12 protein-coding genes are annotated in these 13,427 nt (G+C 35.6%); 11 read left to right on the top strand and 1 reads right to left on the bottom strand.

All coding sequences use genetic code 11. From position 1 onward, the window contains the following. The 11 genes from essA to ifs (QM419_RS08860) all read left to right on the top strand — a co-directional run bounded on the left by essA (position 1) and on the right by ifs (QM419_RS08860) (position 11,918). Positions 1-462, top strand: coding sequence for a type VII secretion protein EssA (essA, locus tag QM419_RS08910; RefSeq protein WP_414278541.1), 462 nt, complete (start codon positions 1-3; stop codon positions 460-462). Between the two features lie 130 nt (positions 463-592). Beyond that, positions 593-835 carry a type VII secretion protein gene (locus QM419_RS08905; protein ID WP_303407506.1) on the top strand — a complete coding sequence of 81 codons (243 nt, stop codon included), beginning with the start codon at positions 593-595 and terminating at the stop codon, positions 833-835. 14 nt (positions 836-849) lie between these two features. Beyond that, positions 850-1,998: a type VII secretion protein EssB gene (gene essB, locus QM419_RS08900; RefSeq protein ID WP_414278540.1), complete on the top strand. Its 1,149-nt coding sequence runs from the start codon at positions 850-852 to the stop codon at positions 1,996-1,998. Positions 1,999-2,007: 9 nt separating this feature from the next. Continuing rightward, positions 2,008-6,384, top strand: a complete 4,377-nt coding sequence (essC, locus tag QM419_RS08895; protein ID WP_414278539.1) for a type VII secretion protein EssC — start codon at positions 2,008-2,010, stop codon at positions 6,382-6,384. Between the two features lie 11 nt (positions 6,385-6,395). Beyond that, positions 6,396-6,725: a DUF4176 domain-containing protein gene (locus QM419_RS08890; RefSeq protein WP_006149465.1), complete on the top strand. Its 330-nt coding sequence runs from the start codon at positions 6,396-6,398 to the stop codon at positions 6,723-6,725. 3 nt (positions 6,726-6,728) lie between these two features. After that, the gene (locus tag QM419_RS08885; protein WP_029689699.1) at positions 6,729-7,163 is read left to right on the top strand and encodes a DUF5082 family protein; all 435 of its coding nucleotides are present in this window, start codon (positions 6,729-6,731) and stop codon (positions 7,161-7,163) included. Between the two features lie 58 nt (positions 7,164-7,221). Beyond that, positions 7,222-7,452: a TIGR04197 family type VII secretion effector gene (locus QM419_RS08880; protein ID WP_414278538.1), complete on the top strand. Its 231-nt coding sequence runs from the start codon at positions 7,222-7,224 to the stop codon at positions 7,450-7,452. Positions 7,453-7,461: 9 nt separating this feature from the next. After that, the gene (locus QM419_RS08875; protein ID WP_414278537.1) at positions 7,462-9,891 is read left to right on the top strand and encodes a T7SS effector LXG polymorphic toxin; all 2,430 of its coding nucleotides are present in this window, start codon (positions 7,462-7,464) and stop codon (positions 9,889-9,891) included. Further along, the gene (ifs, locus tag QM419_RS08870; RefSeq protein WP_414278536.1) at positions 9,892-10,779 is read left to right on the top strand and encodes an NAD glycohydrolase toxin immunity factor; all 888 of its coding nucleotides are present in this window, start codon (positions 9,892-9,894) and stop codon (positions 10,777-10,779) included. Positions 10,780-10,868: 89 nt separating this feature from the next. Next, complete coding sequence (locus QM419_RS08865; protein ID WP_176553053.1) at positions 10,869-11,030, top strand: hypothetical protein; 162 nt, start codon at positions 10,869-10,871, stop codon at positions 11,028-11,030. Next, entirely contained in the window at positions 11,031-11,918 is an 888-nt protein-coding gene (ifs, locus tag QM419_RS08860) for an NAD glycohydrolase toxin immunity factor (protein WP_414278535.1), read from the top strand. 534 nt (positions 11,919-12,452) lie between these two features. Here ifs (QM419_RS08860) and QM419_RS08855 read toward each other — a convergent pair. Then, the gene (locus QM419_RS08855) at positions 12,453-13,343 is read right to left on the bottom strand and encodes a tyrosine-type recombinase/integrase (RefSeq protein ID WP_414278534.1); all 891 of its coding nucleotides are present in this window, start codon (positions 13,341-13,343) and stop codon (positions 12,453-12,455) included. Positions 13,344-13,427 lie beyond the last annotated feature (84 nt).

The raw sequence follows: 13,427 nt of genomic DNA, 5'->3' as shown, positions 1-13,427 counted from the left end.
ATGAAAAAAACTATCGTCTTTATCTTTCTATTGTTTTCATTTTTTACGAGTGGAAGTGTAGCTTTTGCAAATGATGGTTCTTTGCAAATAGATACGTCTTTAGATAAAAATCCTAAGAAAACAGAAATACAATATTTTGAGCAGGAGAGTAATTTAACAAAGTTATTTCAACCTGACACATACAAAGCTATTGATGCTGCAAAAAAAAATGATAGAGAAAAGTATCAATCATTTCAAACAACCTTATTTATCACTAAAGTAGAAGTCAGAAATATCGTTGATGAGTATCAATCTGCCTTATTTTCTGGTCAAATTCAAATGAACCGTAGTGATAAGAAGAATGTGTCGCTTAATAACGTAAAAGCTCCTATTTCTTGGACTACAATTTTATTGTTTATACTAGGAATGATTATCACAATTTATTCTCTTTTATATAAAAAATTACATAAACCTAAACAATAAAATTTGGTAGAAAAATATTTTGAGGAGATACAATCGTATCTCCTTTTTTATAGGCGAAAAGTTCTTTTATAATCATGTTTCACATGATATAATAATTATAACGGAATAGGTTTAAGTTTAGGAGGTTTTTATGGAAGAGTACATTAATATTAGTCTTGATTGTAGTCCTTTTTTATCTAAAATTTTAGATTTAAGAGTTCCTGTCGAATTAACCGTAAAAGAATTAATACAAATTGTTTTAGAAACTTATGGCGCAGAGGTTAAGGTATTCAATCCAAGTGTAAGAAATCAGCAGTCTGGGGATATACTTGCTAGTACTAGTAGCTTAGCTTTAGTGAAAGACGGCGTATTATTAAAATTAGAGAGAATATAATTAGGGGAGTTAGTATGGAAGTGCAAAAACTTGAATTGGTAGTTGGCGATATCAAAGGTAATCGTGAAATAGCGTATGCTTTATTAGTAGCAGAACAACCTTATTTTGTTAATCAAAATGTAATCGAAGAAGAAGGTAAATTAACAATTGAAAGTCTATTGACAGATGAATATTATTCCTGGGATAAGCTGATTACCATGATTGACGAAGAAAAGTTACGTCATTTAATAAATATTGGTCAATTGTTTCATGCATTGCAAGATTCTATTTACACGTATAATTTATCTCCTAATAATTTAGTGTTTTCTCGAAATGGGAATCCTTTATTTGTTTTCCGCGGTGTTAAAGGACAAGTGCCACCATATGATGTTGTAAGTTTAGATGAGTTTACTGTTAACTTCAAGGCTATGATCGTGTCTTTGCTTGATAAAAAAACAAGTTATGAGAAATTGATAGAGGGACAGTCACCATTTTATAAGGGAAAACTATTCTGTGAAACTATTATGAAAGCAGAAACCTTAGATGAAATTATATCTTTGTTAGAAGAAAAATACCTAGAAGAAAGGAAACAAAATAAGGAAAAATTTTCACGAGTTCCTAATAAACTAGTATCTAGATTAAAGTTAACTACCTTAATCACATCTCTTATTGGTTTTTTCTCATTGGTTGGAGTACTTTATTTTCTATTGTTTGCTATGCCTAGCCAACAAATGATATCAGATTTGCGTCTTGCTTTTGTTCATCAAGATTATTCAACGGTCGTATCAACCGTAAAAAATACAGATTCTAAATCGCTTAGCCAGGATGACTCCTATATGGTAGCCTATTCGGTGATTAAGACTGAACCCTTAACGGAGGCGCAAAAGACAGAGTTATCAAAAATATCAACTCAATCAAATACAGACTATCTGCGTTATTGGGTGTTAATTGGCCAGTCAAAAATTGATGAAGCAATGGATATTGCAAGTTACTTAGATGACCCCCAATTATTGATGTATGGTCTTACTAAAAAGATTGATGAAGTCCAGAGAAACCCTAATCTAACATCAGAACAACGTACTGAGCAGTTAAATAATTATAAGGGTAAATTGGAAGAATTGAAGAAGAATTACCTAACACCAGAAGTTAGCAAGTCGAATGTGGTTTCAAAAGAATCAAGATAGGAGTGGTGTATGAATTATTTATTTTTTGAAGACAATGTCTATCCACTCTATGCAGGAAATACCTATCAAATGGGTTCTTCAGTTGATTCTAATATTTATCTTCCTTGTCTTGAGAATATAATGTTGGATGTCAAGGAAACTGGAGTTGAATTATTAGGAAAAACTTATACTTATGGAAGTCATCGAATTTCTATAGATGAGAAGACAAATATTTCTTTACTTGTGGTTGGGGATACAGAGTACTATCTTCTTCCTGAGAGAATTCTTTATTTATCAGATAAGAAAGAAGCAACCATTCGCTTAGTTGATTTTCCTACAGAAATCATTTTGACTTTTGATGGGATAAATAAGACAATTTATAGTGTTAGTCCATATTATATTAACGGTGAAAGAAAAACAGGAAAACATAACATTCAAGATCTGGATCAAATTGTGTTTGAACAAGGGGTCGGTTTATCTGTTCAAAAACAAATTTTATCTATCCATTCATTGTTTTCTGTTGAGACATCTTTATTGCCCTTTTCTGAAGTATCGACAGAAGATCGCTCAAAGGAATTTCATCGTTCTCCACGAATTATTCTGAGAGAACCAGATGATAAAGTAACAATTGCTTCGGCGCCAACAGATGATGAAGGGAAAAAACAATCATTACTAAGATTGATTATTACTCCTTTAGCAATGATCATTTTTACATTACTAACGGTTTACTTTACACGTAGTGGTGGAATGATGTTTATGATGATGGGGATGTCTGTCATTACTATCGGGACTTCTATTCATACTTATTTTTCTGATAAAAAATCACATAAAGAACTTCAGGAACAGAAGATTACAGAGTATATGAAATATTTGGAAACCAAATATTCACAATTAGCTGATCTACGAGATGAACAAGTTGAAGCTCTTGTTTATCATTTTCCTGATATGCCTCAGATTTTAGAAATGGTAGAAAAAACTGACCGACGTATTTATGAAAAAACACTCTATCACTTTGATTTTTTATCTTATCGTTTAGGTTTGGGAGAAATTGATTCTAGTTTTTCTATTGAGTATTCAAATTCTGAGTTAACTAAATATAATGCAGCTGCTAACCAGAAAATTCAAGAACTTCTTTCATACTATCGTGTGACCAAGCAGGTACCTATTACTCATACATTAACAAATCCTACGGGATATATAGGAACACGACAAATAGTAATTGAGCAAGTTCAACAAATGATGATGCAATTGGCGACTTTCCAAAGTTACCATGATTTACAGTTTATCCCAATTTTTCGAGAGGAAGAGTTGGAGCTATGGAATTGGAGTCGATGGTTATCTCATACCAAAATAAAAGCACTAAATAGCCGAGGTTTTGTATACAATCAACGAACTCGTGACCAATTATTAACATCCCTCTATCAAATTATTAAAGATAGAAAGTTGGATAGTGAGCAGGACAAAGGAAAAGAAAAGCAATATAGTCCTCATTATATTCTCTTTATTACAGATTTAAGTCTGATGTTAGATCACAATATTATGGAATATATAAATGAAGACTTATCTTATCTAGGTATTCATTATATTTTCGTAGAAGAAGTACTTGAAAGTCTGCCAGAACATGTTAAGACGGTTGTTGACTATCGAGGAGATAAAAAAGCTACATTATTGCTTCAGGATGGGAATTATACAAATAAAGAAATTACACCTCTTCCACCCGTAAGCTTATCTGAGAAGGAAAATTTTGCTAGAAACCTCGCTGGTATTCATCATATTCAGACATTACGTAATTCTATTCCAAATAGTATTACCTTCCTTGAAATGTATGGGGTCAATAAAGTTGAGGAACTAAATCTTTTAAAACGATGGAAAGAAAATGAAACTTTCCAAACAATGGCAGTTCCTCTAGGAGTTCGAGGTAGGGATGATATTCTTTATCTAAATATTCATGAGAAAGCGCATGGACCTCACGGCTTGATTGCTGGTACTACAGGATCAGGTAAGTCTGAACTTATTCAGTCCTATATTCTTTCTTTGGCTGTGAACTATCACCCATATGAAGTTGCCTTCCTATTGATTGACTATAAGGGTGGGGGGATGGCCAATCTCTTTGCAGACCTCCCTCACGTTGTTGGTACTATTACGAACTTGGATGGAAACCAAGCTAATCGAGCTTTGGTATCTATCAAAGCTGAACTTAAGAAACGTCAGCGTATTTTTGCAGAGAATGATGTGAATCATATCAATCAGTATATGAAACTCTTCAAAGAAGGGAAGGTTAAAGAACCATTACCTCACTTATTAATCATTAGTGATGAGTTTGCTGAATTGAAGGCAAATCAACCTGATTTCATGGATGAATTGGTATCTACTGCTCGTATTGGTCGTTCATTGGGAGTTAAATTAATTTTGGCAACCCAGAAACCAAGTGGAGTTGTCAATGATCAAATTTGGTCGAACTCTAAGTTTAAGATAGCTCTTAAGGTACAAGATGCTGCAGATTCTAGAGAAGTAATTAAAACACCTGATGCCGCAGAAATCACACAGACAGGTAGAGCCTATCTTCAAGTCGGGAACAATGAAATTTATGAGCTGTTCCAGAGTGCATGGTCGGGTGCAGATTATAATCCAGAAGGTCGAAACCATGTTCAAAAAAATACAACTGTATATGAGATTACAAGTAATGGTCAGTATAATGCCATTAATAAAGACTTGAGTGGTTTAGTCAATAAAAAAGAAGCAAAGGCTATTCCAACAGAATTAGATGCCATTGTAGAAAATGCTCGCGAAGTATTTGATAGTCTTGATATAAATCAAGTAGCAAGTCCGTGGTTGCCACCACTTGAAGAAAAAATATATACTAAAGATATACAATCAACTAACTTCAAAGATTATTGGGGGCATTCAGAAGATCTACAACCGATTTTAGTTGGATATCAAGATATTCCTGAAAGACAGGAACAATCGCCACTTTATTTCAATATGGAACAAAGAGGACATATTTTATTAGTTTCTAGTCCAGGATTCGGGAAGTCAACTTTTCTTCAGAACTTTGCGATGGATGTCATTCGTAAGCATACACCTGAACAAGTTCACTTTTATCTCTATGACTTTGGTACCAGTGGGTTAATCTCTATTTCTGATTTTCCTCATATTGCAGATTATTTTACACTTGATGAAACTGAGAAAATCATGAAATCACTACGATTCTTGAATAGAGAGATAAAAACTCGTAAACGTGCTCTTTCTCAAGCAAAAGCTACAAACCTTACGCAGTACAATCAGTTGTCTGATGAGTCTTTCCCAACGATTTTCATTGAGATAGATGGATTTGATAGCGTTATGGATGCAGTTTTCGTAGATGCCTTTTATGATACTTTAAATGTCATTGCTCGCGATGGTGCCTCTCTAGGAATCTATCTAGTTGTGACACTTTCTCGTCTCAATGCCATGCGTCTACAGTTACAATCTAACTTTAAGACCAAGATTTCTCTATTCTTGTTTGACAATAGTGATTTGTCAGGAGTAGTAGGACGATCTAATATTCCGCTCGATGAAATCAAAGGTCGGGCGATAGCTAAATTTGACGACATCGTCCAATTCCAGGTGATGTTGCCATACAGCAGTGAATACTATACGGACTACATAAAAGAAGTTCGTAAAGAACAAGAAGCAATGGTTGCAGCATACGATGGACCACTTCCTGCAGGTATCCCAATGTTGCCAGAGAAGGTAACCAAAGAGGTAATGTCAGATCTCTTAAAAAACAGTCAAGACTTTATCTTGGGGCTTGAAAGAGAAGCTGTTGTTCCAGCATCATTTAGCTTTGACCGACCTATTCTTATTGCTTCAGACAGTCCTGCCTTTGTAACAAACTACTACAAATTATTAGAGTATCATCTGAAACGTTTGTCAGACAAGTATAATACGGTTATTCTAGATTCTAGTCAACGTATTAGTAGTCAATTCTTTACTGGTATTCAGCGTTTTGATAGTTCTTTGGAGGTTGCTGATGTGATGAAGACGATACTGGAAGACTTTAGGAAACGCGTTGCGTCTCCAGATCAGGATTATCCAAAATGGTTGATTTTGATACCAGACATTGCTGCGACAGCTATGGTAGCAGGGATGAATGAAGTAGACTTCAAAGAGCTCCTTACAGAAGGTCCTCGCTATGGAGTAACATTGGTGTTTGCTGGTGCTTATCAGGATCTAGTAACAAATCGATACGATAATTTTGTCAAACTAGCTAATCAGTTAGTAGAACAGGTCTTTCTTGGTGTACGTATTAGCGATCAAGACCATACTCGCTATCCTTATATCATGAATGAGCCTGCGCTTAAACCTAACCAAGGACACATTCTATATCCAGATCGTTATGAATTTGTTCAATTATTAGAAATTTAGAAAGGGATACAATGAAAGAAACGACTATGTTGCCACTCGGGAGTATCATTATTTTAAAAGGGAATACAAAGAAAATGATGATTATCTCACGAGTGATTGCTGTTCCTGTTAAGGGAAATATTTATCGCTTTGACTACGGTGCTTGCCTATATCCTGAAGGGGTCGTAGGTGAAAATTTGATCTACTTCAATCATGAAGATATTTTTAAGATTGTTCAAGAGGGATATACTAATGATGAGAATGAACTCATGTTAGAAAATATTGCGGCTGTGATAGATGAAACGGATATTCCTAAAGGAAATGTGGCTGAATTGAACGAAGTAAATGAATTAGGAGGCTAAGAGATGGGAGAAATTGATTACAATCAAATTTATTCTCTTCAAAACCAAGTGAATGCCCACTACTCTAGTATCTCATCCGCTCAATCCCGAATCACCTCCATCGATGAACAATTGGAACGTCTTCGCACTGCCAAGAAGTCTGTAAGCAAAATTCAAAGAAATGTTCACGATATCAGGTATCCTATCAATCATCGCAATATCCAACCGGATTGGCATGGGAAACAAAAAGACGCTTTCCTCAAGCAGTGGGAGACCTTCTCCACTGAGTATACAAATTTTCAAACAGAGATGAATACCTTCTATGATGCCATCTGTGATGAAATCACTAGATTAGAGAACAAAAAGAACGAAGAAAATGGCATTATTGGTTGGTGCCAAAGTCAGATTAATAATTTGGGGAATTTCATCGATAAGCTACTACATACGAAGGAGGGCTAGAAATATGTTTGGAACCATTCAATTATCCGATGTTATATTTGGTTCGCATGTCAGTAGTATGTCCAAAGCTAAGGAGAGTTTTGCAGGAGTTGGGAAGCCAACTTTCAATACATCAGGTGAGTCGAAAGCACTGGATTTGTACCAGGAACAATTCAACGAACTCTACCAGCTGGTGAAGTCCTACACGGCTCTATTGGGAGCGGATCTCGCTTTGATGACGGCTACAGGGAAAGAGATGTACAGAACTGATAGTGTCTTGGGTCAAAACATGTTTCCTGGTTTGCAGTAGGGAGGTATCATGAGTTACAATATAAAATTTGATGATATCACCTCTGTTCAAGTGGAAACTCAAAAGACAATGAATGCTTGGGGAGAGTCCATGTCTAGTCTAAACAAGGCTATGAACGACTTCATAAAGAATCAAAACCTCCAAGGTAAGGCTATCTCGAGTATGCGCACTTACCTAGTAGAGGTGCATGGGACTCTGCTTCAGACACTGGTCAATTTGATGAATGACTACTCAACCAACCTCCTACTGTACAAGGACGGCTACTACCAGATAGATAGCTTCCTGCATACAAAGCTACCTGGCAAGGAGTTTACACGTCTTCATAGTGACTTAAAGGGCTCGAGGGATAAGTTAAAGCCCGAGATTGAACTCTTGAAGACGACCAAGAGTGATATTTCTGATTTGGTGAGTTATGAGGGAAGCAGTCATACCAGTACGATCATGAACTACAACTTCCTCATGAATCAGCTTAAGAACTTGGATACATCGATTACTCAATATGAGAGTAGTCATTCGGGGCAGGATTTGGTGGCCTTTAAGGAACTCCTAGCAGCAACCAAGGCCTTGATCGCAGAACATGCAGGAAAATCTCGTAATGTCGGGACCTATCAATCGGGAGACTTTGGCAAGCTCAAATCTGTCCAACGCTTTGCGCTGGCTTATGACCAAGCCGCCAAGCAGATGGAGAGTCGCGTTGAACGCGTGAAAGCAGCCCAGGAGAGGGATAAGGCACGTTTTGAGGCCTTGGCTGCCGAGGACCGCGCCAAGAAGGGTTGGATAGACTTGGGTATTGGCGTATTCACGGCAGTGATTGGTATTGTAGCGGTTGTATCAACTATGGGTGCTGCGACTCCATTAGTTGTTGCAGGCGGTGTCGTGGGTTTTGGGACGAGTGTCTATGGGTTATCTAATGCAGAAGAAGGGATTCATAATATTCAGCTTGGAAATGCAGGGGATATCCAGACCAAGGCAAAGAACCCTATCAGAGATACAGTTTTCATGGGCAATGACAAGCTGTATCATGAGGTTGGGAATGTCTTTGTGACAGCGAGTGCTATCATGATTCCTATAGGGCAGACCCAGAGTGTTGTGCAAGGCTTGACCCAGTTTGCGATAGGGGAAGCAGGTGCCTATACAGCGGGTCAGGTTGCATACCATGGGACCAAGCTTGCGGGTGGAAGCGAAGAAGATGCCCAAACCGCAAACTTTATTGGGAATATCTTAGGAGGATATGCAGCCTCCTCAGCAGCTAGCAAGTTTAGTCTCAATAAGGTAAAAAATAACGTATCTGAACCAAATTTTGCTAACTATAAAGAGTTTTCAACTAAAAAGATTGGTGACTTCAAGACAAATTTCAAAGATGTCGAAACGAAAATAACCGTTGAGACTCGTAATGCGGCAGGTGAAATTCAGCGTATTCAATTAAAAGCAGTCGGTATAGATGAAACTGGAAAAATCCGCATTCAAGATTATACAACTGCAAAAGGTGGTTTATCCGTTAAACGTCAAGAGATTCTGGATAATTTATCAAAAAATGGTGGTACTATCGTAGGTGAAGGAAAAGGTCGTTTTGTAGGTGGTACTAAAATTGAACCAGGAACTCGAATTGAGATTATTTCTCACAAAACATCGGATATTTCAATTGAGCATGTGTCACCAGAAATCAAAAAGGCGACATTCGCAAAATTCGATGAACTTGCAAGTTGGGAAACAAGGTGGAATACAGCAGAGAAACAAGCGGCATTTAAGGAAACTTTTGATATGTATGCGGAACGTGCTGTTAAAGAAGGAGCAGTCCCAAATAAAGAAACCTTTTATAAGATGTATGAGGCTAGACAGTACGATTATCCAGAAGTATACAAAGAGGCCATTAAGCAGCCTTATTTAGAAGGTGGGGCTTCCTCTGTTGTAAATGGACAAAGTATAGAAGATTTCGTTTTTGGTGAAAAAGGTTCTTCTGTAGGGCGTGTAACTCAAGATGGGATTGGTCAAGGAAACTTCACAACAAGTATTGTAGAAGATTCTGCCCTCTTGTATGATAAGAATGGAGCTCTGAAATCAGGTCATGAGATTGCGACAGTCAAAGGAGTTGGAGATGATACATACGATACAGGTATGTTTCAATATGAGTACAGTCCGGAACTTGTCAAGAATATGGATAAAAAAGGCTGGATACAATTTCCGAATGGGGATACGCCAGGCTCTTCATCCTTAAATATCCCGGGGGCCAAAACGTGGGCTGGTTCTAACATTAATATGTCTGAGAGCGAGTTGCTCATGCCGTCAATTGATATGAGGGGACATTCTTATGATGACTTTTTATCTGCGATTGAACGTCAAGGATACTATGAAATCAAAAATCCACGCGTCTATGAACCAGGCACTAATAAAATTGAGCAAGTTGAAGGAATTTTCAGAATAAATCAATGGAGTAAATAAATGCAGGCATATAAATTGAAAAATAAAGAAAACTATCAAAATTTTGTAAAAGACTATCGTGAAATAATGAAGGAAGGGAAAGAAGCTGAAGTTTTTCTGGGGACGGATGCTAAGTATCGTTTTCGACAACGAGATTCTTATGAAGTGGATAGTACAGATATTGGAGTATTAATGGAATATTGCTTATATCCTTTGTATGTGGAAGGTGATAGGGATATAGCGCGCAGAACCTTTGAAATCTTGAAAGATTTTAGCTTATCGATTGACCTAGTCAAATTAGATAAGGTGACTGATTATATTTCTATGCAAGGCAGTCGTTTAAGAAGATATACAAGCCTTCCCTTTGTTATTGAAACAGATGAGTTGGTAAGAAATATTATAGAAAGTATTTCAAAATTATCAGATGAGCAGAAACGTACTTATACCTATGAAAGACTATGTAATGTATTAGACCGTAGTCCATTATACAGACAGTGTGATGAAGAAAAGGTAGAGAAGATTCTTAAGGAATTCAAGGAAAAATACTACAATCCACCTAAGGTAGTAGAAACCATTAAAACAGTTGAGAAAATTGAACTAGACGTTACAAGCATCGATGCGATGGGTGTTTCAGATGACCATCTAGAGTTGTTGTTGATTGATGAGAATAAATGGATAGAATCTCTGGAAGAAGAACACTTGTTGAAGCTTCAAGAAAAACTCAACAACTATATCTACTTCCTAGAAAGTAAGCAGTATGCAGAACGATATGGCGATAACTTTGATAAAAAAGTCATCCATATCACTTTCCAATATTCTCCATCTGATAACGGTTTAGCCTTTCTCGCAGCGGTTCAGAAGGTGTTACAACCTACAGATATGAGTTTGAAGATAGAATTGCCAGAGTAATAAAGGGAGCGGAAACGCTCTCTTTTTGTGGTATAATGAGACTAAATTTATAAAAAGATTATTTAGCATTTCTAAAAGGCGAACTACTTATGCCAACGATTGACACAACGGGGCATTCTTACGATGACTTTCTATCTGCGATTGAACGTCAAGGTTATTATGAAATCAAAAATCCACGTGTCTATAAGCCTGGCACTAATGAAATTGAGCAAGTTGAAGGAATTTTTAGAATTAATCAATGGAGTAAATAAATGGAAAAATTTGAAATACCAAAGCCTAAAGATTATGAATCTTTTATTAATTTTTATCGTAATGTGATGAGAGAAGGAAAAGAGAAAGAAGCTTTTTTAGGTACAGATGCAAAATATCGTATACGAGAACGGGATTCTTATGACTTGGATAGTACAGATATTAGTGTATTGATGGAATATTGCTTATTCCCTCTGTATGCAGAAGGTGATAAGGATATAGTGAGAAGAACTTTTGAAATCTTGAAAGATTTTAGCTTATCGATTGACCTAGTCAAATTAGATAAGGTGACTGATTATATTTTCATTCAAAATAGGCGTTTGAAAAGATATATTAGCCTTCCCTTTGTTATTAAGACCGATGAGTTAGTAAGAAATATTATAGAGAGTATTTCTAATCTATCAGATGAGCAGAAGAAAGATTGGTTATATCAAGGGCTGTGTAATGCATTAGATCGTGATCCTTTATACAGACAGTGTGACGAAGAAAAGGTGGAGAAGATTCTCAAGGAATTCAAGGAAAAATATGACAATCCACCTAAAGTAGTAGAGTCTATTAAAGAAGTTGAGGAAATTGTACTAGACGTTACAAGTATCGATGCGATGGGCGTCTCTGATGATCATCTAGAGTTGTTGTTGATTGATGAGAATAAATGGATAGAATCTCTGGAAGAAGAACACTTGTTGAAGCTTCAAGAAAAACTCAACAACTATATCTACTTCCTCGAAAGCAAGCAGTATGTGGAGAGATATGGCGATAACTTTGACAAAAAAGTCATCCATATTACCTTCCAGTATTCTCCATCGGATAATGGACTAGCCTTTCTTGCAGCGGTTCAGAAAGTATTGCAACCAACAGATATGAGTTTGAAGGTAGAATTGCCAGAGTAAAAAAGGGAGCGGAAACGCTCTCTTTTTGTAGTATAATATAGAAGAATTATATCACCGTAGTCAAGAAATTTTGTTGCAATTGTATGAAAACAATCCTGATTTTGTGGAGTTTATGATTGATATAGGATTGCTATAAATGGCAATTGTCCGCCGTGACATTCAGATAGAACATCTTGATTTAAAGAATGTACATTTCTTCTGTCAGGATAATGAAATTTTAGAATGAGTAAAGTGTTTAATTTAGATGATAGAAAATTATAAATTACTTTTACAAAGATAATTTGTGACTTAGTTTAATTACTATAATTAGAGGAAAAATTCCCATAGTTTATTTTATAAGTAGCCTTACAGTGAATAAGCTAATTATTAGGATCTAGAATATATCGAATATAAGAGTTGAGTTTAAAATAAAAGTGATTTATGATTAACGCGCATAATATTATCGTTATCTTCGTTAATATTTAATCACTAGAGAATATCTTTAAAAAGATGGCATCAGAATAGGGTTACTTCCATGGAAATAACCCTATTTTTTCACTGTGAATGAATTGAAGCGATGGGATTACACAGAGTTAGAATTTCTTTTTGTTTTGATTGAGATACATGAGTATAGATTTGTGTGACTGAGATAGAACTATGTCCAAGAATTTGTTGAATGTATCGAATATCTACGTCGTTATCTAGAAGCATTGTTGCGAAACTATGTCTAAACATATGGGGGGTAATAGGTGTAGTTAAGTTATGTTGTTCAACAAGATTATTTAGAATTAAACGTACACTTTGCTCTGATAATGGTTTGAGAGAATATTTTCCAGGGAATAGGTAGTCACTGGCTTGAAAACAGTAGTTATTTATATATGTTTCTAATAAGCTAAATGTTATTTGATCTCCTAAAAATAGGATACGTTCTTTCTTCCCCTTCCCTATAATATGGAGTGTCTTATTGGAAAGATTGATATCTTTGAGATGAATGTGACAAAGTTCAGAAATTCTGATACCCGTCGAAAGTAAAAGAGAAATAATTAGTAAATTTCTTTCAGCTTTTTGTTTTTGATAGTCAGTTTTAGATATAACTACTCTCTGCTCTAAATATAAAAAAATATCTTTCAAAATATCATAAGGAATCGTTTTAGGCAATATTTTTTCAGTTCTAAATTGAAAACGTAATTGATTAAAAGGATTCTCTTCAATTATGTTCTGGTATTTTAGATAATTATAAAACACCTTCATACAAGCAATTTTTCTTCTTAGTGTATTCGTTTTTATATTAGATTGTGTCAAGTGTTCGATATAGGATTCGACATTATTATAGTTTGAGTTATAAAATTGCATAAGATCATTTTTATAAGCTCGAATCGTATGTGAACTCAAACGTTTATGAGTTTTGCAATAATCTAAGTAAGTAGAAATAAGTTTATAATCCATGAAAATCTCCTTCATCAATAATCATGCTATTATAAACTTATTTAGGAGCTTTGTATAGTGATAATAAATAGTTATCGGTAGGAG

Source organism: Streptococcus infantis, assembly GCF_047464715.1.
GTDB lineage: Bacteria > Bacillota > Bacilli > Lactobacillales > Streptococcaceae > Streptococcus > Streptococcus infantis_S.
The sequence above is the reverse complement of the archived record's forward strand: the minus strand, read 5'-3'. Positions and strand labels throughout refer to the sequence as shown.